The 24624-nt window shown below is 56.3% G+C and carries 39 protein-coding genes; 20 read left to right on the top strand and 19 right to left on the bottom strand.

The window, feature by feature from the left end:
* Positions 1-122: 122 nt before the first annotated feature.
* The 4 genes from SynA1562_RS07605 to SynA1562_RS07590 all read right to left on the bottom strand — a co-directional run bounded on the left by SynA1562_RS07605 (position 123) and on the right by SynA1562_RS07590 (position 3659).
* Positions 123-1235 (bottom strand): GTP-binding protein, encoded by a 1113-nt coding sequence (locus tag SynA1562_RS07605; RefSeq protein ID WP_186493375.1) that lies wholly within the window; start codon positions 1233-1235, stop codon positions 123-125.
* Between the two features lie 116 nt (positions 1236-1351).
* On the bottom strand, positions 1352-2062 hold the full coding sequence (locus tag SynA1562_RS07600) for a phosphoesterase (protein ID WP_186493374.1): 711 nt from the start codon (positions 2060-2062) through the stop codon (positions 1352-1354).
* On the bottom strand, positions 2062-2877 hold the full coding sequence (locus SynA1562_RS07595; protein ID WP_186493373.1) for a metallophosphoesterase: 816 nt from the start codon (positions 2875-2877) through the stop codon (positions 2062-2064). Before SynA1562_RS07595 ends, SynA1562_RS07600 begins: the two co-directional genes overlap by 1 nt.
* 5 nt (positions 2878-2882) lie before the next feature.
* A complete protein-coding gene (locus tag SynA1562_RS07590) occupies positions 2883-3659 on the bottom strand; it encodes a GTP-binding protein (RefSeq protein WP_186493372.1) in 777 nt (258 codons plus the stop codon).
* 183 nt (positions 3660-3842) lie between these two features.
* On the opposite strand from SynA1562_RS07590, the gene SynA1562_RS07585 reads away from it, so the two are divergent.
* Together SynA1562_RS07585 and SynA1562_RS07580 are read left to right on the top strand one after the other, a co-directional pair.
* Positions 3843-4079: a hypothetical protein gene (locus SynA1562_RS07585; RefSeq protein WP_255445779.1), complete on the top strand. Its 237-nt coding sequence runs from the start codon at positions 3843-3845 to the stop codon at positions 4077-4079.
* An 8-nt stretch (positions 4080-4087) separates the two neighbouring features.
* On the top strand, positions 4088-4264 hold the full coding sequence (locus SynA1562_RS07580) for a hypothetical protein (RefSeq protein WP_255441738.1): 177 nt from the start codon (positions 4088-4090) through the stop codon (positions 4262-4264).
* 422 nt (positions 4265-4686) lie between these two features.
* On the opposite strand, the gene SynA1562_RS07575 is transcribed toward SynA1562_RS07580, so the two are convergent.
* Positions 4687-4869, bottom strand: coding sequence for a hypothetical protein (locus SynA1562_RS07575; RefSeq protein WP_186493369.1), 183 nt, complete (start codon positions 4867-4869; stop codon positions 4687-4689).
* A gap of 131 nt (positions 4870-5000) precedes the next feature.
* Entirely contained in the window at positions 5001-5177 is a 177-nt protein-coding gene (locus SynA1562_RS07570; protein WP_186493368.1) for a hypothetical protein, read from the bottom strand.
* Between the two features lie 168 nt (positions 5178-5345).
* Between SynA1562_RS07570 and SynA1562_RS07565 the strand changes: the two genes are divergently transcribed.
* The 3 genes from SynA1562_RS07565 (at position 5346) to SynA1562_RS07555 (ending at position 6463) form a co-directional block, all read left to right on the top strand.
* Entirely contained in the window at positions 5346-5765 is a 420-nt protein-coding gene (locus SynA1562_RS07565; protein WP_186493367.1) for a hypothetical protein, read from the top strand.
* A 144-nt stretch (positions 5766-5909) separates the two neighbouring features.
* Positions 5910-6077 (top strand): hypothetical protein, encoded by a 168-nt coding sequence (locus SynA1562_RS07560; RefSeq protein WP_186493366.1) that lies wholly within the window; start codon positions 5910-5912, stop codon positions 6075-6077.
* Between the two features lie 221 nt (positions 6078-6298).
* On the top strand, positions 6299-6463 hold the full coding sequence (locus tag SynA1562_RS07555; RefSeq protein ID WP_011364523.1) for a hypothetical protein: 165 nt from the start codon (positions 6299-6301) through the stop codon (positions 6461-6463).
* Positions 6464-6474: 11 nt separating this feature from the next.
* Here the strand turns inward: SynA1562_RS07555 and SynA1562_RS07550 are convergent, their stop codons facing one another.
* On the bottom strand, positions 6475-7350 hold the full coding sequence (locus SynA1562_RS07550; protein ID WP_186493365.1) for a GNAT family N-acetyltransferase: 876 nt from the start codon (positions 7348-7350) through the stop codon (positions 6475-6477).
* Positions 7351-7518: 168 nt separating this feature from the next.
* On the opposite strand from SynA1562_RS07550, the gene SynA1562_RS07545 reads away from it, so the two are divergent.
* Positions 7519-7911 (top strand): DoxX family protein, encoded by a 393-nt coding sequence (locus tag SynA1562_RS07545; RefSeq protein WP_255445594.1) that lies wholly within the window; start codon positions 7519-7521, stop codon positions 7909-7911.
* Between the two features lie 16 nt (positions 7912-7927).
* Here the strand turns inward: SynA1562_RS07545 and SynA1562_RS07540 are convergent, their stop codons facing one another.
* Entirely contained in the window at positions 7928-9691 is a 1764-nt protein-coding gene (locus tag SynA1562_RS07540) for a gamma-glutamyltransferase family protein (RefSeq protein ID WP_186493363.1), read from the bottom strand.
* Positions 9692-10346: 655 nt separating this feature from the next.
* Positions 10347-10526: a hypothetical protein gene (locus tag SynA1562_RS07535; protein WP_186493362.1), complete on the bottom strand. Its 180-nt coding sequence runs from the start codon at positions 10524-10526 to the stop codon at positions 10347-10349.
* 185 nt (positions 10527-10711) lie between these two features.
* Here SynA1562_RS07535 and SynA1562_RS07530 point away from each other — a divergent pair, with 185 nt between their 5' ends.
* Entirely contained in the window at positions 10712-10897 is a 186-nt protein-coding gene (locus SynA1562_RS07530) for a hypothetical protein (protein WP_186493361.1), read from the top strand.
* A 135-nt stretch (positions 10898-11032) separates the two neighbouring features.
* Here the strand turns inward: SynA1562_RS07530 and SynA1562_RS07525 are convergent, their stop codons facing one another.
* Complete coding sequence (locus SynA1562_RS07525) at positions 11033-11320, bottom strand: DUF1651 domain-containing protein (protein WP_255445593.1); 288 nt, start codon at positions 11318-11320, stop codon at positions 11033-11035.
* Between the two features lie 442 nt (positions 11321-11762).
* On the opposite strand from SynA1562_RS07525, the gene SynA1562_RS07520 reads away from it, so the two are divergent.
* A complete protein-coding gene (locus tag SynA1562_RS07520) occupies positions 11763-12050 on the top strand; it encodes a hypothetical protein (RefSeq protein WP_115082438.1) in 288 nt (95 codons plus the stop codon).
* On the top strand, positions 12043-12297 hold the full coding sequence (locus SynA1562_RS07515; protein WP_186493360.1) for a hypothetical protein: 255 nt from the start codon (positions 12043-12045) through the stop codon (positions 12295-12297). Before SynA1562_RS07520 ends, SynA1562_RS07515 begins: the two co-directional genes overlap by 8 nt.
* A 42-nt stretch (positions 12298-12339) precedes the next feature.
* Here the strand turns inward: SynA1562_RS07515 and SynA1562_RS07510 are convergent, their stop codons facing one another.
* From SynA1562_RS07510 to SynA1562_RS07500, 3 genes are all read right to left on the bottom strand, one after another.
* Complete coding sequence (locus tag SynA1562_RS07510) at positions 12340-12729, bottom strand: putative quinol monooxygenase (RefSeq protein ID WP_186495357.1); 390 nt, start codon at positions 12727-12729, stop codon at positions 12340-12342.
* A gap of 110 nt (positions 12730-12839) precedes the next feature.
* Positions 12840-13109: a hypothetical protein gene (locus tag SynA1562_RS07505; protein WP_255445592.1), complete on the bottom strand. Its 270-nt coding sequence runs from the start codon at positions 13107-13109 to the stop codon at positions 12840-12842.
* Positions 13110-13799: 690 nt separating this feature from the next.
* Positions 13800-14000: a hypothetical protein gene (locus SynA1562_RS07500; protein ID WP_186493359.1), complete on the bottom strand. Its 201-nt coding sequence runs from the start codon at positions 13998-14000 to the stop codon at positions 13800-13802.
* 190 nt (positions 14001-14190) lie between these two features.
* Between SynA1562_RS07500 and SynA1562_RS07495 the strand changes: the two genes are divergently transcribed.
* Complete coding sequence (locus tag SynA1562_RS07495; RefSeq protein WP_186493358.1) at positions 14191-14691, top strand: hypothetical protein; 501 nt, start codon at positions 14191-14193, stop codon at positions 14689-14691.
* Positions 14692-15596: 905 nt separating this feature from the next.
* Here the strand turns inward: SynA1562_RS07495 and SynA1562_RS07490 are convergent.
* Positions 15597-15749 (bottom strand): hypothetical protein, encoded by a 153-nt coding sequence (locus SynA1562_RS07490; RefSeq protein WP_186493357.1) that lies wholly within the window; start codon positions 15747-15749, stop codon positions 15597-15599.
* 636 nt (positions 15750-16385) lie between these two features.
* On the opposite strand from SynA1562_RS07490, the gene SynA1562_RS07485 reads away from it, so the two are divergent.
* The 8 genes from SynA1562_RS07485 (at position 16386) to SynA1562_RS07455 (ending at position 21511) form a co-directional block, all read left to right on the top strand.
* Positions 16386-16565 carry a hypothetical protein gene (locus SynA1562_RS07485; RefSeq protein ID WP_186493356.1) on the top strand — a complete coding sequence of 60 codons (180 nt, stop codon included), beginning with the start codon at positions 16386-16388 and terminating at the stop codon, positions 16563-16565.
* Between the two features lie 71 nt (positions 16566-16636).
* A complete protein-coding gene (locus SynA1562_RS13025) occupies positions 16637-16888 on the top strand; it encodes a hypothetical protein (RefSeq protein ID WP_255445591.1) in 252 nt (83 codons plus the stop codon).
* A 146-nt stretch (positions 16889-17034) separates the two neighbouring features.
* Complete coding sequence (locus SynA1562_RS07480) at positions 17035-17283, top strand: DUF3104 domain-containing protein (protein WP_186493355.1); 249 nt, start codon at positions 17035-17037, stop codon at positions 17281-17283.
* 96 nt (positions 17284-17379) lie between these two features.
* On the top strand, positions 17380-17604 hold the full coding sequence (locus tag SynA1562_RS07475; protein WP_186493354.1) for a hypothetical protein: 225 nt from the start codon (positions 17380-17382) through the stop codon (positions 17602-17604).
* 551 nt (positions 17605-18155) lie between these two features.
* Entirely contained in the window at positions 18156-18317 is a 162-nt protein-coding gene (locus SynA1562_RS07470; RefSeq protein ID WP_186493353.1) for a hypothetical protein, read from the top strand.
* Positions 18318-18410: 93 nt separating this feature from the next.
* Positions 18411-18563: a hypothetical protein gene (locus SynA1562_RS07465; RefSeq protein WP_370593170.1), complete on the top strand. Its 153-nt coding sequence runs from the start codon at positions 18411-18413 to the stop codon at positions 18561-18563.
* Positions 18564-18836: 273 nt separating this feature from the next.
* Complete coding sequence (locus tag SynA1562_RS07460; protein ID WP_255445590.1) at positions 18837-19304, top strand: hypothetical protein; 468 nt, start codon at positions 18837-18839, stop codon at positions 19302-19304.
* A 2018-nt stretch (positions 19305-21322) separates the two neighbouring features.
* Positions 21323-21511, top strand: a complete 189-nt coding sequence (locus tag SynA1562_RS07455) for a hypothetical protein (RefSeq protein ID WP_186493351.1) — start codon at positions 21323-21325, stop codon at positions 21509-21511.
* A 14-nt stretch (positions 21512-21525) separates the two neighbouring features.
* On the opposite strand, the gene SynA1562_RS07450 is transcribed toward SynA1562_RS07455, so the two are convergent.
* From SynA1562_RS07450 to SynA1562_RS07435, 5 genes are all read right to left on the bottom strand, one after another.
* Positions 21526-21699, bottom strand: a complete 174-nt coding sequence (locus tag SynA1562_RS07450; RefSeq protein ID WP_186495450.1) for a hypothetical protein — start codon at positions 21697-21699, stop codon at positions 21526-21528.
* 97 nt (positions 21700-21796) lie between these two features.
* Complete coding sequence (locus SynA1562_RS13020; protein ID WP_255445589.1) at positions 21797-21922, bottom strand: hypothetical protein; 126 nt, start codon at positions 21920-21922, stop codon at positions 21797-21799.
* Between the two features lie 49 nt (positions 21923-21971).
* Positions 21972-22232, bottom strand: coding sequence for a hypothetical protein (locus SynA1562_RS07445; protein WP_186493350.1), 261 nt, complete (start codon positions 22230-22232; stop codon positions 21972-21974).
* A gap of 676 nt (positions 22233-22908) precedes the next feature.
* Positions 22909-23085, bottom strand: a complete 177-nt coding sequence (locus SynA1562_RS07440) for a hypothetical protein (protein WP_186493349.1) — start codon at positions 23083-23085, stop codon at positions 22909-22911.
* A 458-nt stretch (positions 23086-23543) separates the two neighbouring features.
* The gene (locus tag SynA1562_RS07435) at positions 23544-23897 is read right to left on the bottom strand and encodes a hypothetical protein (protein WP_255445588.1); all 354 of its coding nucleotides are present in this window, start codon (positions 23895-23897) and stop codon (positions 23544-23546) included.
* A 193-nt stretch (positions 23898-24090) separates the two neighbouring features.
* On the opposite strand from SynA1562_RS07435, the gene SynA1562_RS13015 reads away from it, so the two are divergent.
* Together SynA1562_RS13015 and SynA1562_RS07430 are read left to right on the top strand one after the other, a co-directional pair.
* A complete protein-coding gene (locus tag SynA1562_RS13015; RefSeq protein WP_255445587.1) occupies positions 24091-24219 on the top strand; it encodes a hypothetical protein in 129 nt (42 codons plus the stop codon).
* Positions 24220-24386: 167 nt separating this feature from the next.
* Positions 24387-24566 (top strand): hypothetical protein, encoded by a 180-nt coding sequence (locus tag SynA1562_RS07430; RefSeq protein WP_186493348.1) that lies wholly within the window; start codon positions 24387-24389, stop codon positions 24564-24566.
* The last annotated feature ends 58 nt before the right edge of the window (positions 24567-24624 follow it).

Here is a 24624-nt window from a genome sequence, read left to right as displayed (position 1 = left end):
TGAAAAATGACCGCTCTGGGTGCTGAGCAAAGGCGATTCCGTTGTCACGGGACCTACGAGAACCAGCGCCAAGACGGAACCACCACAACGCGAGTTTGGGAGGGGTTGCGGGTTCCTTTGACTCAATCAGCCACACAGGCCTTGAGTTGCTTCCGCAGGGTGGTGTGGTCGATGTCGCGGCCGATCAGCACCAATTGATTCTTGCGATCACCGGTCCAGTTGGTGTCGTCAATGGAAAAGCGTTTGCCTGCCAAATGGAACACATGGCGGCGTTCGCTTTCGTTGAACCACAAGACTCCTTTGGCCCGGAACACCTCCTGGGGCATCTGGTTGTCGAGGAAGTTCTGGAACTTGCGCAGAGAGAAGGGGCCATCACTTTGGAAGGACATGGAGGTAAATCCCTCGATGTCCTGATGGTCACCGTGGTTGTGGCTGTGGTGATGGTGTCCGTGGTCATGACCCTCCCCATGGCTGTGGTCATGGGTGTGATCGTGCCCATGGCTGTGGTCATGACCGTGATCGTGTCCATGGCTGTGATCGTGGTCATGACCGTGATCGTGGTCATGGCTGTGATCGTGCCCATGGCTGCGACCGTCGTCGGCTGAACTCACCTTGTCGGATTCGAACAGTCCGACGCTCAGCAATAGGGCAAGGGGCACGTCTCCTTTCACCGACCGCAGGATCCGCGCATCGTTCTTGACTTCTCTGAGTTGCTGTTCGACGGCCTCAAGCCGCTCCTCGGAGACGAGGTCGCACTTGTTCAGCAACAGAATGTCGCCGTAAATCACCTGGGCCCGGCCAACTTCCGTGTCGAGCACGACGTCGTCGAAGTTTTCTGCATCGATCAACGTGATGATCGAATCCAGGCGGGTTTGGTCCCGCAGCTCACTGCCCAGGAAGGTCATGGCCACCGGCAGGGGATCGGCCAGACCGGTGGTTTCGACGACGATGTAATCCAGCGGCTCTGGGCGTTCAATCACCCGTTCCACCGCCTCCATCAGCTCGCCGTTAATCGAGCAGCAGATGCAACCGTTGCTCAGCTCCACCATGTCTTCATCGGTGGTGACGATTAGATCGTTGTCGATGCCGATTTCACCGAACTCGTTCACCAGCACCGCTGTCTTCACCCCCTGCTGATTGCTCAGGATGTGATTCAGCAGCGTGGTTTTTCCCGCACCGAGGAAGCCGCTGAGAATGGTGACGGGGACGTTGGCGGTGGCTGGTGCGGTGGTCATTGGGTCTGAAAAACAGAGGTGATCTTTGGGATCAAAGGTTGTGAAACGACGGTCTTGTGATCAGGCGAGCAACTCACTCAGCAGTTGCTGCGACACAACATCTCGAGACGTGGCAGTCAGCCAAAGCCCCGCCCCGAAGCGTTGGAAGGTTCTCCCGCAATTCGAAATTCGATGTGATCCGTTGCGGGGTCGTAGAGGGTGTAGTGCCTCCCCCCTCCAATGCCGATCACGCTTCGCTTGGGCACAGCCTGTTCGCTCTGCTGTTCACCGGCATGGTCTTTAATGTGGGATTGGATGGATCCACCGGAAAGCTCCAGTCGGAATTGACGCTGACAGCGAGCCGTAAACAGTCGGTTCACATCCAGCCGCGTCAGCCGATCCAGCAGCACCAGGGCTGAGGTGTCTTCCGCTAGCCGGTCGCCGACGTCAGCGGAGCTTCCATGAATCAAAGCGCAGTCGAGTTCGATGAAGCCGAACTGCAGCGATGCAAGCCAGTTGAGATGGTCGGCGTCTACTGCAGCGAGAAGTTCTCCAACCGCCGCCTCGCCTTGTTCTGCTCTGAGGCTTTCAGCCTTGCGTTCGCCGCGGTAACCGCACTCCGCCAGAAGCTGCTCTTCCCACCAGCCGTAGATGCAGTCGGGCTGAAGATCAGCGCGCTTCGGCTGCCTCAGCCTCTCGAGCAGTGCATTGCACTTGCGTTGTGATCCGATCAGATCACCGAGAACGAAGAGATTGGCAACACCCCGTTGTTGCTTCAACTCCTTCTGAATCTGTTCGTACAGATCCAGGTCTCCTTGGAGACCACTCACCAGGGCCCAGCGTTCCATCAGCGCTCACACACGTGGCTGGCGTCTTCAGCTCGCTCGGCGTATTCGAAGCCATGGCTGAGTCTCCAGGCAAACACTTCCGGTAAGCCCGCATCAACGATCGCTCGACAGGTTTTGGTGATGTCGTAGTCGACCTCTCGTATCGTCACTTCTCCGGTGTTGTCGTCATGAATGACGTAGGTGGCCTTGGTGCTGCCATGACGCGGTTCCCCAACGGATCCAGCGTTAACGATCCGCCGCATCGGCAGTTCCATCTCCTGTTCTGTTGGTGCGCCTTGATCGTGTTGTTGCACCTTCACCCGAATGGACCCCTGGCGTAATTCGCGCACATAGGGCTGGTGGGTATGGCCGCAGAACAAGGTTTCCGCCCCTGCTGTTTCCACCCGTTCAAGGGCCGCAAAAGCGTTCATGTCAGGCAACAGATATTCGTGCTGACTGTTCGGACTGCCATGCACAAACAACAGCTTGTCGCGTCGCAGGGTCATTGGTAGTTCAGCCAGAAAGGCCTTGTTCTCCTCCGTCAGCAGCTCGGCCGTCCAGTGATGGGCGCGATGGCCTCGTCGTTCCGCCAGCTGGGAGGGATAGCTGCATTCACAGGCATTCAGACCGTCAATGATGTCTTCGTCCCAGCACCCCTGGCAGGTGGGAATCTTGCGCTGACGCATCAGTTCCACCACTTCATTGGGCTGTGGTCCATAGCCCACAAGGTCTCCAAGACAGGTGATGGTTTGGATGCCCTGGGAGTCGATGTCATCGAGCACCGCCTCTACGGCGGCAAGGTTGGCGTGCAAACAGGAGATGACGGCGTGGTTCATGTCAATCAGCCTTGCGATGTGGGTTGTTGTTGGAGCTGTTGTTGCTGCATGGCGAGCACGTCATCCGCGAGCAGACAGTCGTTGATGGTGGTTTGCATGCCTTCAGGGTTGAGTGCCTTGCCCTGAACAACGAGCTCCGAGGTTCGACTGGGGCGCCCCTGCGGTGGTGCTGTGGTGTCCAAGGGGAGGAACTGGGATGACTCCTGGCTCACCATCCAGTTGCAGAAAAATGCTCGACCGTCAGGAAGATTCATCAGGCCTTTGGCGCGGTACACATCGCCGTAGGCACCGTTCACGAGCTCGAACCAGAAGCTGCTCAGGCTGTTGGGATCCCAAACACAACCCGAAAGAGAGGTGTGCCAGGCCTCAAGCTTGCTGAACTCCAAGGTGTCCTTCGCAGGCAATTCAGGGTCTCGCCCGAAGTGAAGGAGTTGGTCGGGGTGCAGCTGCAAGGCCTCAAGCTTGGAGCGAACGTCGTCTCCGAGCCCTCCAATTCCCTCCTTGCTGGGGGGATGGAACTGCTGCACTTCGATCAGGGTCAGCACATCGTTGTCCTGTTTCAGGTCCGTCGCGTTGGCTGTTGCCGGTTCCTCAAGCCTGGGCACCTGGTCCTTGAGCCAGGTCAGGTCGATTCCGCTGTCTTCCCCCTGTTCAAGCCCCGCTGCCTTCTCTCCCTCCAGCCGCAGGTAAGCGCAGGGGCCTTGATGCTGCTGGAGCCTTTGAAGCGCCCAGGTTGTTTTCCCGCACCCCGGGGGGCCTGAAATCAGGCACACCTGGCCCATCGCATCCTCCTCGAAATCCGAGAATCATTCTCATTATGAGCCGTCGCCGACGCTCTGTCCTGTCCTCTCCTTGCCTTTGAATGCTTGGTATCGCTTGTTATGGCGCTCCCCGCTTCTCTCGCTAGGGTCGTCTGAACCCGGTTTTGATCTATGCAGGCCTTGGAGTTCCTCGCCCTTGTGCTGGTGAACTTGGCTTTGACGGTTTATTTGGTCGAAAAGGGAACCACGTTCTGGAAGGAGAAGCGCCGCCTCAAGCGCCTCGTCAACCAGCATCCCGAAATGAACGGGGTGCATCCCGATGAAGATGGCCTCTTTGTGTTTGAGAGTGATGATTCGCTCAAAGTTCTCGTGCTGGAAAACGATCAGCCAGGCTCTGATGAACCCTTCTATGTCAGGGAAGAGGATCTCGAAGAGGACTGAATCGATTGGTGCAGGAATGGAACGATGAGTTCATCACCCAGGCTCAGCATGAGCTCAAGGGAATGGTGGCTGACTGGAAATATGACTACGGCGTGAGTGATCGCGATTGCTCGGCCATGTTGCTTTGGATGCTGATCAAGCTCAATCCCGACGCCAAGATCGATGCCGGCCTGCTGGATCGCTGATGCGACCGTTCGCTAGGTGCAATCACCGATGCCGTTTGGTTCCTCGGGATACAGAATGAACAGGTAACCCCCAGCTCAGAACAGGGGGAAACTGCGTCGAACTGGGGGGACTAGGGAACCCTCCTTTTTTGTGGACTCCCATTGCACTCCTTGCCCCGGCGCTACATCTGGGGTGTTGCCATAAAAAAGCCCGCCGAAAGGGCGGGCCGGGTGATGGGGTATCTCAACATAACTCTGATGGCCACCACATGCAGCGTAGATGTGTGATCAAGGAGCTCTGCATAAGTGATAGTGCTCCCCCTAGATCTGGAGCCTGATGAGTATCATCCAGCCAACGCATCAAGATCTGGTGCTGTGAGCCGGGTGATGGGGATTGCTCCGGCTTGATGATTCGCTCCATTGGTTGGGGCGAATTTTTTTTGTCACCGACACGAGCGGTGGTTGTGTTCCACTTCAGGCACGTTGCGGCTCAGGTAGAGGGCGTTGCTGAGCCCCATCACAACGGTGCATCCGGCTGGTCCGCAGACCCGATACAGGTGATTGCCGATGGATTCCACAGTTCCATTGCCTTGAACGGAGTAGGGCAGACGCAGGGTCTCGGCCATGGGATCACGCTTGAAACTCGAGCCGTCCTACGGATTCGTGATTGGACTGGGCTGCGACAACCGATACGGGTTTGGCTTTCTTTGCTTCTCTCAGCATTCCTTAAGAATTGCGCTCCCGTGGCCTGTAGGCCTCAGGTGCCTGGGAAATGGCTGGCCCTGAGCCGATTGAGGTGATCGCGCACTTCCAGATCGGGCATGCGCATCACCCGTTGCATCAGGTTCTGCCGGTGGGCATAAAGCCCTTTGCATCCCTTCAGCGGTTCGATCAGCAGATCGAGCAATTGAGCTTTCGCGGTTGTGTTGGTCATGGTTTTGGCTGCTCCTCGCCTCGTGTTTCATCAGCATCGGCAAAACCTGTGGGCCACACATCACTCACTCGAGGGGTTGTGGGGTGGTGATTCAAAGCAATGTCTCCCTCATCTGAGGGGACGGTGTCTGATGTCTCCCCTTAACGTGACTTGTCTTCTGGGGCTCCGATGAAGGTTCTGCAATCCGTTCTGGCGTTGCTGCTGGTGCTGGTGCTGGGATGTACAACAACCTCGACGGTATCTGCGGCAACGCTTGAAGAATCGGCCAGTGGTGATCTGATTGCCACGCTGGAAAAGGCGCGGGATGTGCGTGAGCAGGCCGACATCAAGATTCGGGAAAACCTCAAATTGATGGCGTCGAGTTGTCTGTATATGAGTGATTCGTTGAAAGAGTTGATGGCTCTGGAGAATCAGTTTGAAGACCGCCAGATCGAAGATTTCACGGTGGGAATGGCTGACGCGGTTGAGCTGGAGCTGCTCGATGAGGAGTCACGCAAGATCAAAGCGCTCTACCGCAGATCCCACTGTGATGATCCGATCATCCTGCGCGAGCAGCTGCGGCAGGCCGACCAGAAGCGCAAGGCCTGATCCAGCAGCAGACCCCCGGTCCCTGTGACGGAGGGGGCCGGGGGTCTGTGTCTGAACGATGGTGTTCAGGGTTGATGTGGCCGTCCCGTTCCGGTGAACAGGCGGCCTAACTCGCTCGTTTGTGCATGACGCAATCCATCAGAAGTGGCTGAAGGAAGGTCGAAGCGTCTGGCTTATGGCGCCTGGGGCCATGTTCCAAGGGGTCGGGTGATGGGAGCTCCTTTGGGCACCTGGCACGGTGCAGATGGAGTGCCGATCGGCCTGGCCTTTCGCACAAGGCTTGTCGAAGGGCGCACCCAACAAGAGGTGTGAAAACTGTTGGAGCAGGGGCCTGAAAGTCAGCTGGCTTCTGACGTCTGCTCGGTTGGACCGTCGTCTCGCATGGACGCCTCCGATCTCGATTCACACAGTCTTGGGGCTGGACAAGGCCCTGGCAATCAGCACGAACACGCATTGCCTTTCAGGGCAGAACCAGCTGAAAGTGAGGCTGGCGTGGCTGCGATCTGATTAGCCTGAACCGCCGTTCGTGGCTGATGACGATTCCCTTCGGCACGCCTGAGCCTTCGGACGGTCTTCTGAACAAGTCGGTGTCGTCCACGCGACTGCGCGCCTGGTTGAACACCCGCCTGCGGCAGCTCGCGGTGGGGCAGCGGATTCAGGATGCGCGGGCCTTGCGCAGCGAATTCCTGGTGGAGTGATCGCTCAGTGATCAACCCAGCTCGAGGCAGGCCAGGCCGTAAACGTTGCGGTCGTGCCCCCTGGGGATCACGCCCCTGTACATCCGCACCGTTGACGTCATCGGTTTGAAGCCCCGGGCGCTGAGGATGGTTTTGGCGCTCGGGTTGTGGCCGGGGGTGTCGATCAGCACGACACCGTTGTGGTGGTCCAGGGCGTTGTTCAGCAAAAGCGACGCCATGCCGGGGTCTTCGGCAAGCCAGGGACCCACCCGCCATCCCTCGCCGATCGGCAGCAGGCAAGGCCGAATGCGCACATAGCCATGGCATTCACCCTCGGCATCCCTCGCCGCGAATACATCTCCGGCTCTGTGGCGGAGCCATAGTTCAAGGAAGTGAGGTCTTGGACTGATCTCATGGCGTTCGTCGTAGCGCTGAATTGCCTCCAGCGACACCTCGCGCAAAGGCACGACGGCAACGTCGCTGCGCTGGCTCGGGCTTGCGTCGAGTGATGCCTCGCTGCGGAACAGCATCTGCCGGCGTGTGGTGATGCAGTCCTTCTGAAATCCAGCTCGTTCGTAGAAGCCCACCATCTGCACCGCGGCCTCTAGGCCGATGCACTGCACGCCGCGGAGGGTTTTTAAGGCGTGGTGCCAGAGCCGACGGCCGATCCCCTGCCCCCGATGCTCCGGCTTCACCACGAACAGACCGATGAAGGCGTAGTCGGGGTTGTAGGTGACCGCCGCGATGCAGCCCACCGGTGTGTTGTCGTGCCAAGCGAGCCAGACCCCCTGGCGATCAGTGTTGGCGTAGATCTCGATGTCGCCGATTCCTGGGGCGAAATCCTGCTCACGGGCCAGGGCAGTGACCACCTCGAGGTCGGCGGGGGTGAAGGGTCTGATTTCCAGCATCGAGCTCGGCCCATCCCGACCCTGCTGAACTCCGTCTTACCGCCTTTGACGGCTGATCTCCATCCCTGGATCAGCTCATCCTCTGGTGGCCTGTGAATGTTCTTGGTGAACAGTTGCTCTCTAGGGTGCTGGTCACGACTCCTCTGCCCCTGCGGGCTACTGATCTCCATGACTGCGTCGAAGCTGTTCGATTTCCTTGGCCGGGTGCTGATGGCGGCCGTGTTTGTGAATGCCCTGCCGGCCAAGTTCTCCAACTTTGCTGAAACCGCCGGCTTCATCGCCTCCAAGGGCATCCCCGAACCCCTGGCTTCTGTGTTGTTGGTGGCGGCGATTGTGGTGCTGATCGCCGGATCGATCCTGCTGGTGTTCGGAAGCAACACGGTGCTGGGGGCCTCGCTGCTGTTGCTCTTCCTGGTGCCCACCACGCTGATCTTCCACACCTTCCCGGTGGACAGCGGCTTTGCGATGAACCTGGCCCTGATCGGGGCGTTGATCCTGGCCATCACCCGTGCCTGGGGCAATAGTGTTCCTAGCTTCACGAACCTGCGCTCCAAGGGTTGATCGCTGGTTGGCTGGATCAGGGCAAGGCCAGGGCCGTTCCTTCGCGGCGCGGATCAGCGGCTCCCTGCCAGCCAGCACCGATTTTTTGCAGCAGAGCAGTGCCGCTGCCGATGCTCTGACGCCGCGGGCTTGCTTCGCTTGTGAGCTGTTGCAGCGGAAACGGCCAGGACAGCGGCGGATCGCTTTCCAGCACCAGTGTTGTGCCCCGGCGTGAGAGATGGGGCAGCCCCACCGCCCGTGCCGGCGGTTCGTTCCAGACCAATGACGCCAGCAGCACCCGGCTGAGTAGATGCGGAATGCTGCGGCCGCCGGGGCTGCCGAGGGCCAGCACTGGCTCACCGTTGCGGAACACCACTGTCGGCGCCATGGATGACATCGGCCGCCGTCCAGGCAGCCGGCGGTTGGCGACCGGTTTGCCGCCAAGGCTGGGCTTGAAGGCGAAATCGGTGAGCTGATTGTTCATCACCATGCCTCCCACCAGGTGCCGACTCCCAAAAATCGTCTCCACCGATGAGGTGTAGGAGGCGATGTTGCCGCTGGCATCCACGATGGTGATCTGGCTGGTGCCCTGTTCGATGCCCCGATTCGGCCGGCCGTAGGGATAACGATCGATGCCTGGTGGTAGCCCTGGCGTTGGCCTTTCGCCGTTGGCGCGCTGCATGGCTCTGGTCCGGCTGTTGATGTAGGCCGGATCCAGCAGGGCTGCGCTGGGCACTGCTCCATCGATGGGGTCGTGCACCCAGTAGAGGCGGTCGGCATCAGCCCAGGCCTGGGCTCGGGCCAGCTGCCGCCACACCTGCGGCTCAGCTGCGCTGGAGCTGGTCAGGTTGCTGGTCTGGTTCAGCAGCGCCAGGGTTTGCAGCAGCGCCAAGCCACCGCTGCTGGGGGGCGGCATTGTGCAGATCCGGTGCTGCAGCTGCTGGCTGCAGAGGGGGTTGCGCCGCATTACGGCATAGCTGCTCAGATCGGCGGAGCTCCAGCCGCGGAAGTTCGGCTCGCTGGCCCGCAGGGCATTGACCTCTCCCAGGATCTGCTGCGCCAGAGGCCCTTGATAAAAGGCTGGTCCCCCTTCCCTGGCCAGCAGCCTCAGGGTGCGTACCAGGGAAGGGTTGCGGAAGGGTTGATCCGCTGCTGGTGGCTGGCCGCCGGGCAGGTAAAGCGCTTGAAACTCAGGACTGTGGGCCACGCCGAAACGCTGGACCAGGCGAATGGAGCGCAACAGCCGCGGGCTCGGCAGAAAGCCATCGCTGGCCAGGCGGATCGCCGGTTGTAGGGCTTGTGCCCAGGGCAAACGGCCGTGGTTTTGATGGGCCTCCCAGAGCAGGGCCACGGTGCCGGGAATGCCCATGGCGTTGGCTTGGCTGGTGGCCTGTCGCCAGGGGAGGGGATCCCCCGCGCTGTCGAGCAGGTCGCCCGGGCGGCTGCGTTCGGGGGCAACTTCACGGCCATCCAGCACTGAAAGCTGACGTTGTTTGGACTGCCAGTGCAGCAGAAAACCGCCACCTGCCAGGCCGGAGCTCTGGGGTTCCACCACCGCCAGCACCGCCTGGGCTGTGACCAGCGCATCGATGGCGCTGCCGCCGTTCTTCAACGCAGCCAGTGCTGCCGTGCTGGCAAGAGGATTTGCGGTGACCACCACGGCGGATCCGCGGGCGGTTGAGATGCCCTTGCGGCCGGGGTCGGTGGATTCCGGATCGTCGCGGCTGATCGGGGCTGCCGCTGCGGAGAGGGGGCTCCACAGGCTCAGCGCCAGCAGCAACGCTTTGAGCTTGTGGAGCACGGCGTTGGATCAGCTGGTTTCAGTCTTGTGGCTGGTGAGGCGGACTGCTGGCCTTTGCTGGCCTTCTGATCCAAAAAAAAAGAGCCGGCCCCTCAGCCCGCTCTTGCTTGACGCATTGAAGGCACCACAGCCTTCGCTTCAAGAGTGGATCAGCAGAGGGCCGTTCGAGGTGCGATCGGAGCGTTTCTCAGGGAATTCTCAGGAGGTGGAATAGGCATTACTGCTGGATAAGAATCTTTCCCGCATGGTCGAAGACCCTGCCGGCGCGAGCACCACTCCAAACGCTTCTGGAGGGAATAAGGAGCAGGTTCCCTCGCCTGCTTCTCTCTTCTCGGCTGTTAGCGAGAAGCGGACATCGAATAGGAGGAGATGTATCCGCAGGCCCACCTACTGGATACATCACTCACCTGTAGGGAACTTACTCAAAAAAAGGTTCCCGAAGAGCCCACTCCTCGGGAACGACTCGTGCATGCGAAGAGAACTTAATGCTGCGCAATCTCCCTTAACAATGAGTAATTGTGCTCAGTTCGAGATGATTGCGTCTCGCCTTGATTGTTCTGGCTCCTGGGCGGCGCTTGGCGCGTCTCATGTAGCCAATAAAAAACCCCTGCCATGGGCGAGGGGTTGAAGAAATTGATTGTTTTGGCTGATCGCTTCAGAGGCCGAGGAATTTGGCGGGAATGCCATCAAGGCTGTGGTTGCCCATCATCTGGAAGATGACGTTGATCAGCATTCCTCCGATGTGGAAGGCTCCCACCAGAGCCAGGCCTCTCCAGAGTTTTTCGGCTGCTGCGGGGGGCTGATTGTTGGCCCAGGTGCCGGATCCGTTGTTCATCGGTTTATCGCAACTTCGATCACGTTGGCGAAAGAGGTGTCAGGGGTCCAGCAGTCGTCACTGACATTCATCAGCTCAAGGTTGGAGGGCCTTGTCGAGCGCCAAGGCTTGTTAGGTATTGCTGCTCTGGCATTACCCGGTCAATCCGTCGTAGGGATCAAATCATCAGCCCAAAGGAGGCTGTCATGTTTGAGGTCCTCAAGGGTCATACCGGCAGCTGCCAGCGCAGAACCTGTCTGAAGTGGGAAATCAACGGTGAGTTGTCAGCTCTTGATCGAAAGAACCTGATGCAGCTGTTGTGCCAAGTGGACAAACAAGCCTGTATCGATGATGTCGGCCTCGATCCCGACGTCGGGATGGGTGGAGACTGATTGAATCTTCTTTCTCCACGCCTGATCGCCCTTTCGTCAATGCGCCATGGCGCTCATGGTTTCCCTTGTACACCTGAGCCACAACTGAGGAGTCCAACGGAAAGGGCTAAGACCAAGCCAAGTTTTTGAATGCCATCAGCGCACCGGTGGTGAACAGCGCCGCCAGCCCGTTTTGAGCATCGTGTTCCAGGCTTCGATGGCGTTGTGACGCAGCATCCGTCGCCGGGTTTGGGGCACCGGTGGATTGGGTGGAATCCAGCTGTAGCTGCGTACCACCACCCACTGAGCATGGGCGGTGGATGCATCTGGCTTGAACTGCACCACCTTCTGCTGCTCGGCGCTCACCAGCCAGCCCTCTCCGCTTGGCTGTTCCGGCGGTTCGTGCGTGGCGCGGTGACGGGGCAAAGGGTGGGGCGACGGCAACAGAGAACAGCTCTGCAAAGTATCTGCTGCCGAGGCGATGCCCCGGCTTCACGATGGCAAATTCGCTTATTGAACGGTGAGGCACATCGAGCAGGACGCTGGTCAGGCCTAAACGATGCTCACGAGTCCGACGGAATATCGATGGATGAGTTGTTGTCCTCGAGGAAAGGAAGCTCGTCTCAGTCAAAAAGAGGCTTGAGAGAAGCTTCTGGTGGCCTTGGCTTGCGACCACAGTCCAACCAAGGCAAGACACTTTTGCATGAGTCGATGCATCGATCGAGGTCTTGGGAAAGGATTTTGAGCAATTTTTTGTTTCTCCAAGAAAAAACATGAAGTTTCTTTGATGATCGATAAGCAAGAATGCGAAATTCAACTTATTAGTTCAAAAAGTTATTAGGGCTTCATTCTTTTCTCGCATACATTTCGGCAAATCCAAAGAACGATGCCCTGCCGTCAGGTTGAAGATTTTTCCCAGAAAATTGCCTCAGACTTTGCCGCAGCCTGCAGGACTGATGAGGAGAGTGACGATTGTTTTGGGACGGCTTACAACTACGGTCGCGACCATGTGACTCGTCTAACGCACGAGATCATTCGACTTCAGCGGGAGAGTGGTTTATCGCGAAAGGAGATTATTGAATCGATCAAAGATATGGCCAGTCACATGAATGCACTCTCCTATGTGTTTCTTGTGGCGGCCGATGTTGCCGAGAAAGCCTTAGATCATGATTGATCCTGAGGACGGGCCCGCACACAACGAGTCAGCTGAAGATGCTCCTTGTTATGCCCCGCGGGGTGATTTCCTGATCGGTCTTGCTCAGGAAGCGCTTTCCTTCACCAAGAGACGGAAGCTTGAGAAGGAGATCGCAGTGATCAAATCAGCGCTGAAGGGCCATGACGACAAACCTACGACCCGTCGCGCCGAGCAACTCAAAACCCGTCTCGACAAGCTCAAGGAGGAACTGAACAGCCCCCCGTAGGCGTGATTGCCACAACTCGAGGGATGTTTCCCGCCAGGTTGTTCAGACCCTGCTGTATCCGAGCTTGGTTTCGAAGATCTTGAGTGGAAGCCCAAACGACTCCATCAGCTGCCGGCAGTCATCGCCGACCGTGCCGTAGACCTCAACGCTGAAACCATCGCCAAGCTCCGCATGCTTTTGCAGATACTCCTGAACGGGAGGGTTAGACACATGGGCGCTGAACGCCTCGTCGTTGGCGTAGACCTCTGACCAAACGAACGCCTGGGGATCGTTTGGGTCCTGATCAAAGGTGTGATGAATCATGCCTGGCTCAGAAGCCTGAACGGCTTCGTCGGTGACACGGGCGAGCTCCAGGTACTGGTCGACACAACCGGGCTTGACGTGGATTCGCGCCAGCAACATGAACGGTGTGGAGTTGTCGAAGTTGGCCATGGGCTCTCGTGCGGTGCCCAAGTGTTCCATGGATTCAGGTTGTAAAACCCTGGAGGTGCACTCTCCAGGGGAACCCATGCTTGTCTTAAGTCTCGTTCTAATGGGGACGATCAAGCGGTTAAAGGCTGTTGCTTCAGTGATAAGCGACCACCAGCCATCGAGTTGTGAACCAGGTCTTCGGCGTAGCGGCGGCCTGCTTGTTGCGCTTCTCGAACGCTCTTGAAATTGCCGACAAAGTCGTAGTCCTTTCCGTCAACCGTTGCCGCAACCGCATAGAGCCTGTCAGCAATTTTGCTCACAGACCAGCGCAAAAAGCAGGCCGGGGAGTTCTTCTGACTGTGCATACTGTCCTCCTTGAAATAACGGAACGACTTAAGCACTTGCTTGTTTGTTTAATTTCAAAGCTTTAAATATCGCAAATAGGTAATTATTTTTCTTTCATGATCCGCTCATCAAGTTCTCATGAAATCGAATGATGTGAGCGATTTGATCCGAGTTTTGAGCAGCTCCCTCTGCCGCGATGGCTGACCTGCAACCAAGCTGCGACTTAACGATGTGGAGCCACGGAACCGCGAGGAGAAGCGAGTCCTCCCCGAGCGATGCAGTATCCGCATAAACACGTTCGCCGCGTCACACTGATTTGTGCCTGATGCACTGAATTTCTACAGCTTTAAGACACAGAGAATTTCCCCGTTGATCGCTCTCAACGGGGAAACTCGTCTGCCAGCCCCAGGGTCGCTCTCCCCGTGCTGCTCAGCACCACATCTGGTGTGCGGGCAACTGAGGGTCTCATGATGAGCCCATTCAGCAGGCTTGTCTGGGAATTTCTGAAGATGTGCTGATCCGCCAAAAATTCCGGTAGATGCAGGCAATGGTCGCGACTGATACGGACGACCGAAATGCTCAATTGGCCTCGGAAGAACGGCTGAATTCGCTAGACAGACGGACCCAGCAGTTGCCGCTGACATGGGTCCGCGTCCCGGGCCAGGTGCATGAGACCAGGACGAGTAACAGATAAGCCATTGGAACCAGACGTTTCAGCGAAATCCGCTACTCAAATAGCCCACTTGTCAGACGTGTGCTTTGCGGAAATTGGTTGAGTAGGGGAATCGGTAGCCAAGCTCCATTTCCTCCAGCTGTTCTTCGGCGAGGTAGAGGCTCCGCGTGAAGAAGCACACGTTTTCGCTGTCACACACCAGGAATTTGCCGGCCTCGACTTTTTGGATGGATGAACCGCGCGGGGTCTGGGCAATCAAGTCTGCTTGAGCCATGGAGCGTGCTGGCAAATCTCCCCTGTCATGGCTTTCATAGATTTCGTTTGGTCGTTACAACGCTCACACTTCGACAATGTCATTCGCTCAAGCTTCTTGGTAACAACAGATACTCAGGTTAAGCGTTAAAAAGAATCTCTCGCGCCAGCCCAAAAATGGGCTATCTACGGTCTCGTTTGAAAAAGATGTGATGAAGTGGCTGCTCTCGAAACTCGGTTTACTCAAGCAGCACAAAAACACCCCGGATCTGAAGGAAGATCTCTCATTTTTTAAGACCTCGGTTCACTCCAATGCCATTGCATGTCAATGGCTTCTGAGCAAGCAAACTCAGCTCTTGCTGAGGCAAAGCAAGGGATCAGTGTTGATGATCAGAATCAGGGATGCCTCCGGAGACGGCACTGTCGCGAGCAAGTTGGTGGAGCTCAGCCTCAAGGCAACGCAAGCACAGGTTGAACTTCCCTCTGCAAGCGGTCAGATGCTTCTTGAGCTTGGTTGCCGCACAGTTGGTGGTGACTTCATCACCCTGGAGTATTCGTTCGTTGATCTTGGCGTCAAAAAAATTGAGCAGCCAGAGTTGGTCAATTGGTTCAGCAACGAATCAGACAATATTCACCAAGAGATGTACGACTTGGCGACTAAAGGCAGAGCCCTTGGTGGATCTGAAGCCATGCCCCTCGGCCGGTCAGCCTGATTGTGATGTGGCATCACTCCGTTGATGCCTTGCCTGTGGCGATGTGGGCTTGACCGAAGGCAACATTCGTCCTCTTCATCCCGGCGGGAAAGCGAACGAAACAGGTCGGTTGACCCTCTCCATATTGATGCGCCTCAGCTTTAGACCAAGGTCAGATGCAGGGAGGGTTTGATGCTCAACACACTGTTCCTGACTGCTGCAGCCTGCCTGGCCATTGTTGGTGTGTTGGTTCTCGTCTATGGCGCTGTGCGGTTGATGCAGGCCACTGAGTAACGGGGAGACCGAGATGACTGTGCTCTGACTGTTTGATTCAGTGCCGCAACATTGGGGTCAATCATTTGTGCCGCCTCATCGCGTCATTGGTGCCCGCTGGCCTCTTTCAGCGAAGCCATGGTGGAACACGAAGGCGCATACGAAGGCTCCTTCTTTCCAGTGGTTGTTCCGTTGACCATTGGGCGCTGGTCACTGCACTGACTTCCTTCTGGCGATGCAGGGAGTCAGACCAGCGTTGTTTCACTCCTCGACCTTCTGGTGGGCCACTTGTCATGGATCATTTGGTGCTGCCAATCACTGGCCTTGTTCTGGTTGTGGCTCAAATCATCTACGGGGATACACCACAGAGCCAGGGCTAAGCACCTCATCTGAATGGTGGTGGTGCGACCCTTATCAGGCATCGCTGGAGTCTGGAGAGCGGGGAACACTCGAGGCAGTCACGACTGAGCTATAAACCGCTAGCCCACACTGTCCAAACGGATGGTGCGGGGAAGAGCCCTTGTGGCACTCGACTCCTCAGTGCAGATCCCCCTTAGGCCTGCAGGGTCAACATGCGCTCACGGTTTGCGCGGTCTACCGAAGTTCCTTGTTTTCCTCAAGTGGCCTCTGTCTCTCAGCCGAGAGCCTCAGGGTCATGAAGGTCCTTGAAGAAAGAACTCCCTGACGAGTGCTTTGGCGTCCAGCCAGCGCTTGTCCTTTGTGAGTTGATCTACCCGCTCGTTGAACCAGGCCGACAGCTCTTCTGACGTGACGATACGTGCTTTCCCGGCGGGATCCAATGCCATAGCTGCAGAAGAGTGGCCCAGGAAGTTAATCGCTATTTCTATTCTTTAGCCTCAGGTATTTACATAGCGAAGGTATAGCTTGATGCTAAAAAGCTGGTTTTGATTTTTTTGATACAAGTCGGCTGATCCGTTAAAAATTGTCGGGAGATGCCCAATGGTGAGCCGGTCCCGCTCAGGCGGCGGGATTGCCTGCGCCAAGGATTGTTGTGGTTCAGTGCTCTAAACCCAATCCTCTGAATACTTTGTCTTGGTGGCGCTCAGCTCACGGATGTCCTCTGTGAGGTGCTGAGCTGCCCACATGCCTCTGACGACTTGGCAGACACCTTCTCGGTCGCAGATCCTGTAGTACTCGAAGCCCTCTGGAGCGGTGGTGAGTTTTGTCGCTTTCATGGACCAAACCCTGCTAATCCAACAGGTAGGTCGTGAATTGAGTCGCGTCCAGGGAAAACGAGACAAAAGGTTCTTCTCGTTACAAAACCTTGGTTGGCTTAACAGGCGAAGTTGCATTTCGTTGAACGAAAACGGATGCAATGCCGCCATCGGCCTTTGAAGCGATCTGAGTCGCACCAATGTTGTTGAAATCTGATTCCTCTCTTCCTAAACCTGTCAGGTGCACTCCACTGCTCAGGAGAGCTGATGAACTGGCGACGTGATGGCCTTGTTGTTTGGAAGCCTGTGCGTGCTCTCTTGTTCGCAGATCAAAAGGTCTTCTTCTGGATCAAGGGGAAGTTCGGGCTGTCTGAGTACCAGATGGCTGCCTTGGTCTGGTTGAAGGGCCTGATTCTTGGCTTGCTGTTGGGCTGGTGGCTGCTGTGATTCAAGAGCAGTAGGCAAGCCTTTGAACATCGGCTAACCCCAGGTGGCAATGTTCTCTTCTCCTGATTGCGATGAAGGCTCTTCTCGCTAGCTGCCTACTGCTTGCCTCCACATCTGTTCCTGCCTTGGCTCAGAAGGAGATCCCCAAGGCTGAAGGTCATGATCAGTGCCCTCTGGGTTACGTGAATACCCTTGGGACGACGTGCGTCTCTCCGATCTATTACGAAGTAGCCCCAACCAATGGCAAAGCTTGCCTGTCAGGTTGGGTGAACATTGGTGCTGGCTACTGCAAGAAGAAGAAAGGTCCTCTGGGAGTCCTCTGAACACCCTCAGGGCAATAGGCACATAAACGCCGGGTACCTCACACCCGGCCCATGCTCAGAACGGGCTTGCGGAGGTGCAAACCACCGATGCGATGACAGCAATGACCGATGTTTTGTGCTAGTACTCGTGTACTAGCGCAACGGGAATGGCGGTTGATCATGGGAGCGGCGTTTCGGCGCCCACGTCGGATCCGGTCTTTCTGCATGTCAAGTCGGGAATGACCGTGATCGTCACTGACACGGATGGGGCTTGGCGGATGGCCGATGTGATGTGGGTCGATGGCGGTGCCAGGAACCCCAATACTCCAACGTTGTTCCAAGTGGCCGATGTCGACACCGGCGTTATCAACTGGGTCAACGCCGATTTTGTGACCCACATCGTTCCAAGGGTCTGAAGCCCCTGCTGGTGCTGAACGAGGCAGCTCAAGTCTCGGAATGCAGACAGCCGCTCTGCAAGGGAAAAACCATCAGACAATCACTTCCAGCTTCAGATGAACGTGGCGCGATTTCTGCTCAGGGACGGGAGCAAGGTTGGGGCTGAAGTCTCACCAGTAGGGCTTGAGGTCTTCAGCTACGAAGACCAGAAGGGACAAGTGATCCATGCGTTGGCGACGGTTAAAGCCGAACGGGAGTTCCTCAAGCAGGTCCCCTCGAAGCTCCTTCCCTTGTATGTCCGCATGGAGAAGTCCCTTGCCGAGGCCGTTGGCCGGAGCTAAGAGGTTCTGCAGATCCATCTCAGGCGAAACCAACGGTCAGATGACCGCTCGAAGTTGGTTTCGCCGCCCCTGAGTGGTTCGGGCCGTCCCGGGGCATTTCCGTCGTAGCCCTGTCGAACCAAGCTTGGACGTGCACCTGCTACAGGGTGGTCGGCCGAGATGCACGCGAAACCTCGGGGCTTTTTTTTGGTACCGCTCACGGTTTGTCCTCGAAACTTGGAACATTGTCTGGGGCGTAGGGATACCGCCCCACCGTCTTCTGACTCACCGTCTTCCGATGGGTGTTCAGGCAGAGGGACAATCCACAGGTTGTCCATGACGGGCTTCCCGATTTCCTCTCCTGCAGACACGATTCATTTGTGAGGACAACACCTCATGGGATGGAAACAAGGTTGCATCCTTGAGATTGTTTCAAGCCCTCTGCCTTTGGCGGAGGGCTTTTTTGGCTCCCCAAACATGAAGAGAATTTGTTGTTTCTATCGGGTCTCAGGTATCAGCAACTACTGCAGCCTGAGTTAGTCCTGCGAAGATCAATTATTCGCTTGAAGGTTGTGACGCTTGAGGATCAATACATCACTCTGATGGAAGCAGCTGGAAGGGTGTCTGACGAATGGTGCCGGGAAAAATTTATTCAGGAAGCAGACAATGTTTTGATGCACATCAATGTTCAAGTTTTGAAGAATCGGCAAGATTTCAACTCCATGGCTGCCTAAGGCGGCCGTCGGTAGAAAGCAAAATCCAGCCCGTCCTCGTACGCCTGTACACGCTCAAGAGGGCTGTCGGTTGACCATGCCAGCGGCGTCGCCATGTCCAAGACGGATCCGATCTTCCTCCACGCCCGTGCGGGGATGACCGTGATCGTTGAGGACGGCAACGACTTGAGGATGGCGGACGTGGATACCGCGGTCATCAACTGGTTCAACGCTGACTTCGTATCAAATGACGTGCCTGAGGCTTAACAACGTCGTTAGCTTCTTCAGTATGAAACTTCTGAGTCCGGCTTACATCGGTGGAGGCGTTATCGTTGTGGTCATGTACCTCGCTGTTTTCATTGGCGGTGCTAACGCTGGTGACTGCACACGCAGCCTGTCAGCTGATGCACCAGCTGCGAAACACCACTACTGAGCCTGATCGTGCCGAGGGTTTGAATCGCTACTGCTGAGATCCCTGACTCCGGCCTTAATAGGCCAATGAGAAGGCGACACTGGATTCCTTCGGCACTGCTTGTGACTGTGGGTGGCCTTGGTGCACGGGGCTATTACAGCCATGCAGACGCATTCCTCCCAACAGAGTCGGCTGGAAATGATGTTGCTTCTTCAGCAGTAACCGCCAAGCGGGGCAATACTCACTTGGATTTCAAGAGCGCAGGGATCATTTCTGACTTCAAGAGGTGCCACTGGACTCGTGCCCAGCTCAACAAGGCTGAACCGGGCACAGGAGATGTGCATTTCAAATGCGAAGAGCTCAAGTCTTATGTGGAGCCTGTCGAGAGGTTGAAGGCAGCTTCGCGTCAGGGCTTGGTTCAAAACTGTGAGCGAGCAATCAAGTCTTCTCTCTGGGATCCAGGGAGCTATGTCTTTGTAGACCACATGTACGTTGCGAACGAAATCAACGGTGTCGATGTTCGTTTGACTTACTTGGAAAACGACGGTTATGGCGGTCGTGATCAGTGGCAAACAACCTGCAGCTACCAGCTGTGATCCAGCGTCAATCACCTTGGGCGTTCCACCCTCCAGTTGATTTGATGCTCCACATCGTCTAACGGGTCCATAAGAGTCAGCGTGTGGTCCAGCTGTGGCAGCGTGAGGGCTCACTGACCGGCCTTGTCCCCTCGTCTGTCAATTGCCAGTCTGAGAAGGTCGATAGACATGGGGCCCCTTCATCAGAGCTGGGGGGCTCTGTTTTCTTGGCGAACGAAACCACCGGCAAGTCGACCAAGCGATGGTGGTTCCGTTGCTCCGGCTCTGCAAATCAACTGGAGCTTTTCTGTCGTAACCCTGCTTTGACAGAGCAGAACGCATCACCTGACACCTATTGAGAGAGAGATGTTCTGAATCGATGAAAGAGAGAAGCACAGCTGCTGCACCTATCTACCCTCCGATTTGACTCTGAGACTCATCCTTGGCATGTACTTCATCGAACGCCGAGGGGCTGACCGTCAATGGGTCAGGGAATTGAACTTCAAAACTGAGTTCAAAGCATTGATTGGTGCTCGACGCAAGGCAATTTCAACCTTGGGTACCTATCGAGTCGTCCACGCGATGTGGCCAAACCAGACGATTTGCTATGTGGATGGACCTGAATTGGCCAACGAGGTGGGAACAAAGGAGTGACCGATCGATCTGCTCAAGGAAAAGGACAACAACCCGCAGCTCATAGAGGTTGTTGCCCCCTTCTCTCTCAGAGCCAAAGGCTCAGGAGAAAACTATTGAGCAGAGCCTGAAGCCAAGGTTGAAAACTGCTGAAAGCTTTCTGAGATAAGCCTGAGAGGTGGAAACAAAGGGGCGCTCGTTCTGCACAAGGCACACCCCCCTGAGACCGACTTCATCTTGATCAGCTCAGTCGCAGGTGGTGGGCCGAATTGATCCGATATGCAGGATCGCCATACCGAGGTGAGGTGTCGTGGGGACTGTGAGCTGAGTGTCGTGCTGACCGTCGCGGCATGATTTGGATCGCTGCATCCACCCGCAATGGAACCCATCACCTACCTAGTGATCGTTTGGGCCACCTACGGCAGTCACCGAACCACATCGGCACTTGAATCCATTCTGATCCAGGAGTGGCAGCCCAAAGCAAGTGCACGATGCATTGAGGGCGTCATGTAGAGCGAGCGTCAGGGCATAACGGTTCTTGTCGGGGGCGAGCTCAGAGCTGCCCTTCGAGCCGACACCCTCAGAACACACCCTTTTTTTGGCGGTTTGTAAACGATGCTCACGGCCCCGCAGACTCATTGAAGAGGGTAGTTTTGCTGGAACATCAGCACCTTTGACGCATTCGTCCCCTTGTTGATGGGCGGCATTCCCTGCCGCCTTTTTTGTGCCTGTGGCCGACCGAACAATGGCCGGTGTCCACGACTTTTTCTGACGGTTCTCCCACTCCCTTCCGCGGGTCGTAAGGAGGAAAGTGGAATGGTCGTCAAACGAGGGACACTGGCCCCTGGAGGTGAGATCTCCAGGGCTTTTTTTGTTCCTCTCTGACTCAGGTACAGAACCTCCTGCCAAGGGTTGCGGCACTCGGAAAGCTGGCTATGCAGCCACGTCTTGATCGATGTAGTCCAGAAAATGAATCACTCTTCTTTCCTTCTTCTCTTGCAAAGCTTCTTTGGCAAGCGTTAGCAGCTGATTCTCTCGGGCTTTGATGGCGGTTCTCCACCGTTTGGGTTTGGGATTGGTCACACGGAAGGGCCCTGAGAGTGGATATGTCCTGAGAGGCACAAGTCTTTTCAAGCCGCATGACGCTAGTGGGCACAAATCAAAACCCCCAAGATGCGTGATGGTTATTGATGTGGGTTCGTCTAGATACCGTTTGTATGTATCGAGTTGAACTCGCAGTTTGGCTGCATCAACAAGAGAAATCGTTTCAAGCCTGAAACCATTTCTCGATACCCCAGTGGGGAACGGCATGGGAACAGGGCGTACGGCAAAGCACTGCAGTGATTTGGTGTCCAGTTGAAACCGGGAGCGGTTTGAGCCACAACTGGTTTGTTGCAGCAACTCAAATGGGTTTCAGCAGTGAGCAACCCAAAGCGGAAACCGCGAGCTCCACTCGCATTGCAGCTGGACTCATCCTCGGGTTGGCTTGTTTCGCTGCGGTACTCACCGGTGGGATCTTTGTTGGTCAGACCATCGGTGAGGCGTTGAGCACGCTCCAGACCTTCGCCCCAGTTGAGGTTGATCCGCTTCGCTGAGGTGTTGGAGTCGATCAGGCTTCAACGTCAGCCTTGTCATCGGCGTTGTGGTGGGCCTCAACTGAGGTGGCCTCGGCTGACTTGCTGCGGGGGCAGTCACCAGCGTTGGCGGCACCAATAAAGACAACCACTGCCATGATCGCGACGATCACGGAGCCGCCTACAAAAGCGAGGTTCGGACCTTTCACGTCAGGTGTTTCTCAGTGGTCTGGTGACACTAGTGCTGGATTCAGACCTGCGCGGCGACGTGGGTGGAACGGTCAGTGTTCACCCACGGGGTGGCCTCTATTGATCCTTGTTTTCTTTGTATCTGGGCAAGTCGGTCGGCTGAGCCAGCACGTAAACGACGGCAGCAGAGATCACCACGGTGACCACGATGAGACCGGTGATGGCTGCTGAGTAGTCGTTCACTGAAGTCTCTCCAAAAAGAAAGGTTAGGGCTGACGCTTTGCTGGCTGCGTCAAGTTCCTGGAAGGGCCTGGCTGTGGATTGTGGTCATCGTGTTGTTCAGCTCGCCCACATCCCGAAGCCCTTCGGCGCTGAACCAGGGTGCGTTCTCCCAGCTGAAGCCTTCACCAAAGGTGTTGTCTGGTGCCGTGACATACCAGTGACAATCCACGTCGGGCGTATCAACTGAACACTGCGTCCAGTCCGGCTGCCACTGAGGCACCTGGACCCACATCACTGCTGCATACACCAGGGAGAACAAGGCTTTGAGCATCTTCCTGGAGGCGGCTTATTGAAACTTTACACGAATTGGTCTCAAGATTGGAATCGTTTTTGGCGTTGACGATCGCTGCCTGAAGGCTCAACGAAGAACGGGCATCGGTAGTAGGTGACTCGATTTCGATCCGTTGAGCGGAGATACAACCGAAGTGCCGTGCTGTGCGTTCGAGGGCACACCGGTGGCGGAATCGCATCCCTCATCGCTCGACGCGATGTGATTCCGTCGTGTGCATCCAACCTGTGCACCCAACTTGTGAATCCAAATCTGATCGACGTTCAAGGCGAAATAACAACTTTTGAGAGTGTTGGCGCCAGGCTTCGCGTCATCAACTGAAGACGTGATCCCGAAGCTGGCCTGTCGATCGAGGGCCAGCGGCCGCAGCCTCATCAAGCTGCGTGTCCTCTGTGCTCCAAACGATGTACTGCGTTGAGCGAAGCGATGGGCCCGACCAATGGGTTCAAGAACAGTGCTTCAAAACTGAGTTCAAGGCGTTCGTGAATGCACGCGCTAAGTCGCTTGCTTTCACAAACGTGTATCGCGTCATCTACCAAAGCCCTGGGCTCTCAGGCGAAGTGGTGAGAGTTGCGAAAGGAAAGGCGCTTTTGAATTCCGATGACCGGCTGGTTGGCTGAGCCGTTTAGTTGAGGTTGGTTTGATCCATCCGTTCAGATCAGGGCTCTTGTGATGGTTTTTCCTGGGGAATTGAACTGGAGTTGAGACCCGATTGGTCGGACCCTTGGCTCATCTCTTCCGCTTTGGCCAATCGCTCCACCAGGTTGAGGGTGTCGTTGGGAGACAACTCGCCGTCATCGCCCCACTTGAGACTGGCAAGATCAAGTGGGCACATAGCGGAGCGTGATACTGCTTGGAAGCTATGGGTACTGAGATGCCTGCTGAGGCAATGCTCCCTGAAGATTCACGAAAGAAATCCTGAACTGAGTAACCACTCGATACTCATTGGTTGGTCACGCTTTCGTCCACGCATGATCCTGCCTTCATGGCGGCAGGCAATCGGGAAGGGTGGCTTCCTTGCTTTGTGCCTTCCCCCCTGCCACGTTTTCACACTGCAAGCAGCTGCAAACAAGAAAACCCCGGAGTGACGGCTCCAGGGCTTCCCTTATTCACCCGAAAGAATCAGTTTCAAAACTCTCTCGGATTCGAGGAGGAAAACCCCAAGAGCATGGAGGACCTCAGGGCATTCACTCGACGACCGCCGACAGATCGCATGAACTGCCGCCGGTGGGATCAATCAACTCCTGTGCATTCGCTTCTCGATACCCCTATTTGGGGTGGTCATCGCAACGGTCATCTCAACCAAGGCGATTGCGTCACCTCCAGGGTGTACTCCCCTGTGCGGGTGAAGCGCAGCGGGATCGAGTTGATGCGGATGTAGGTCTCGCCCTGCTCTGCAGCCAGAAAGCTGAACTCATGCTCAGCACTGTTCACCATCACGTTGCCGCCGCGTTGCATGAAGTCGCAGCGGAAGGTCTCCACGGTGGTGGTGGGGCCGTCGTAGCTGAGCAGTCGACAGGTTGAGGCAACGATCTCAGCGCTTGCCGGAATGGCTGTGGCGATGGCAAGGCATGCCGCGGTGAGGCTGGTTCGAATGCAAATCAATAGAGCACCCCGCAGTGCATTGCGTTCGATTCGTGCCCTCACTCTGCAGCCCCAATCCTTTCCAAGCCGGCGGTGTTGGGTGACTCGCAAGATTCTCTTAAGCATTCTGGGACGCGTCTGCAACTGATCTGCGCGATAGTTGTTTTACGCGAAAGGGCCTACAGACCACGACGCGAGATTTGAATAAGAGGAGACTTCAATGAGCAGGAGAGGTATCCATCCCCTTTTGATGGGCTTGGACAAACCCGAACGCAAACCCGTTGAGCCTTCAAAGGCCAATGATTTGTCTGGCAACGAATCGGCTCAACGCAAGCGGTTCATCCGTTCCGAAGAAGAAGATGCAGGCAACCAGCAGGCTGCTTGATTAATTTGATCAAGTGATCAGGGCGCGGGTGAGTCCATTCATCTGCGTGATCCATCAACCGTTCTTCCTCTGGGAAGAGCGGTTTTTCTTTGTGTAAAGGAATGGGTTAAGTACCTATTGATTCTGGAGGGGAGAGGAGTAGAGATAAGTCAGCGACAAGGAGAGAGATGGTCACGATCTGTTCAGGTTTTTTCGATCTATGCATCCCGCTCAACGCCTTTGATAAGACTCAGCCAGACCAGGCGGATGAAGCCAAGCAAGCGATGAAATCTCAGCACGATTTGTACTGGGAGGAACGTTGCGACAAGTCCCCCACTGCGCCTGGATGCAAGATCTACGACGACTGAGCCCAGCACGTCTCAGTTCACGTCATCAAGGCAACGCAATCGATTCTCTATGATTCAA

Origin of the sequence: Synechococcus sp. A15-62 (assembly GCF_014280075.1) — a bacterium.
Lineage (GTDB): Bacteria > Cyanobacteriota > Cyanobacteriia > PCC-6307 > Cyanobiaceae > Parasynechococcus.
Note: the sequence above shows the minus strand (reverse complement) of the source record. Positions and strands in the feature narration are given on the sequence as shown.

Excerpts from the sequence above, each read along its gene's own strand:
- SynA1562_RS07440 (WP_186493349.1), bottom strand. The coding sequence starts at position 23,085 with ATGTGCCCACTTGATCTTGCCAGTCTCAAGTGGGGCGATGACGGCGAG.
- SynA1562_RS13025 (WP_255445591.1), top strand. The coding sequence starts at position 16,637 with ATGAAGGCTCTTCTCGCTAGCTGCCTACTGCTTGCCTCCACATCTGTT.
- SynA1562_RS07490 (WP_186493357.1), bottom strand. The coding sequence starts at position 15,749 with ATGGCATTGGATCCCGCCGGGAAAGCACGTATCGTCACGTCAGAAGAG.
- SynA1562_RS07590 (WP_186493372.1), bottom strand. The coding sequence starts at position 3,659 with ATGGGCCAGGTGTGCCTGATTTCAGGCCCCCCGGGGTGCGGGAAAACA.
- SynA1562_RS07595 (WP_186493373.1), bottom strand. The coding sequence starts at position 2,877 with ATGAACCACGCCGTCATCTCCTGTTTGCACGCCAACCTTGCCGCCGTA.
- SynA1562_RS07550 (WP_186493365.1), bottom strand. The coding sequence starts at position 7,350 with ATGCTGGAAATCAGACCCTTCACCCCCGCCGACCTCGAGGTGGTCACT.
- SynA1562_RS07500 (WP_186493359.1), bottom strand. The coding sequence starts at position 14,000 with ATGGCTCAAGCAGACTTGATTGCCCAGACCCCGCGCGGTTCATCCATC.
- SynA1562_RS07565 (WP_186493367.1), top strand. The coding sequence starts at position 5,346 with ATGAAGGTTCTGCAATCCGTTCTGGCGTTGCTGCTGGTGCTGGTGCTG.
- SynA1562_RS07465 (WP_370593170.1), top strand. The coding sequence starts at position 18,411 with ATGTCCAAGACGGATCCGATCTTCCTCCACGCCCGTGCGGGGATGACC.
- SynA1562_RS07535 (WP_186493362.1), bottom strand. The coding sequence starts at position 10,526 with ATGAACAACGGATCCGGCACCTGGGCCAACAATCAGCCCCCCGCAGCA.
- SynA1562_RS07430 (WP_186493348.1), top strand. The coding sequence starts at position 24,387 with ATGGTCACGATCTGTTCAGGTTTTTTCGATCTATGCATCCCGCTCAAC.
- SynA1562_RS07480 (WP_186493355.1), top strand. The coding sequence starts at position 17,035 with ATGGCGGTTGATCATGGGAGCGGCGTTTCGGCGCCCACGTCGGATCCG.
- SynA1562_RS07475 (WP_186493354.1), top strand. The coding sequence starts at position 17,380 with ATGAACGTGGCGCGATTTCTGCTCAGGGACGGGAGCAAGGTTGGGGCT.
- SynA1562_RS07445 (WP_186493350.1), bottom strand. The coding sequence starts at position 22,232 with ATGCTCAAAGCCTTGTTCTCCCTGGTGTATGCAGCAGTGATGTGGGTC.
- SynA1562_RS07530 (WP_186493361.1), top strand. The coding sequence starts at position 10,712 with ATGTTTGAGGTCCTCAAGGGTCATACCGGCAGCTGCCAGCGCAGAACC.
- SynA1562_RS07600 (WP_186493374.1), bottom strand. The coding sequence starts at position 2,062 with ATGGAACGCTGGGCCCTGGTGAGTGGTCTCCAAGGAGACCTGGATCTG.
- SynA1562_RS07510 (WP_186495357.1), bottom strand. The coding sequence starts at position 12,729 with ATGGCCAACTTCGACAACTCCACACCGTTCATGTTGCTGGCGCGAATC.
- SynA1562_RS07485 (WP_186493356.1), top strand. The coding sequence starts at position 16,386 with ATGAACTGGCGACGTGATGGCCTTGTTGTTTGGAAGCCTGTGCGTGCT.
- SynA1562_RS07515 (WP_186493360.1), top strand. The coding sequence starts at position 12,043 with ATGATTGATCCTGAGGACGGGCCCGCACACAACGAGTCAGCTGAAGAT.
- SynA1562_RS07455 (WP_186493351.1), top strand. The coding sequence starts at position 21,323 with ATGGGTTTCAGCAGTGAGCAACCCAAAGCGGAAACCGCGAGCTCCACT.
- SynA1562_RS07605 (WP_186493375.1), bottom strand. The coding sequence starts at position 1,235 with ATGACCACCGCACCAGCCACCGCCAACGTCCCCGTCACCATTCTCAGC.
- SynA1562_RS07495 (WP_186493358.1), top strand. The coding sequence starts at position 14,191 with ATGAAGTGGCTGCTCTCGAAACTCGGTTTACTCAAGCAGCACAAAAAC.
- SynA1562_RS07555 (WP_011364523.1), top strand. The coding sequence starts at position 6,299 with ATGACGATTCCCTTCGGCACGCCTGAGCCTTCGGACGGTCTTCTGAAC.
- SynA1562_RS07545 (WP_255445594.1), top strand. The coding sequence starts at position 7,519 with ATGACTGCGTCGAAGCTGTTCGATTTCCTTGGCCGGGTGCTGATGGCG.
- SynA1562_RS07520 (WP_115082438.1), top strand. The coding sequence starts at position 11,763 with ATGCCCTGCCGTCAGGTTGAAGATTTTTCCCAGAAAATTGCCTCAGAC.
- SynA1562_RS07575 (WP_186493369.1), bottom strand. The coding sequence starts at position 4,869 with ATGGCCGAGACCCTGCGTCTGCCCTACTCCGTTCAAGGCAATGGAACT.
- SynA1562_RS07570 (WP_186493368.1), bottom strand. The coding sequence starts at position 5,177 with ATGACCAACACAACCGCGAAAGCTCAATTGCTCGATCTGCTGATCGAA.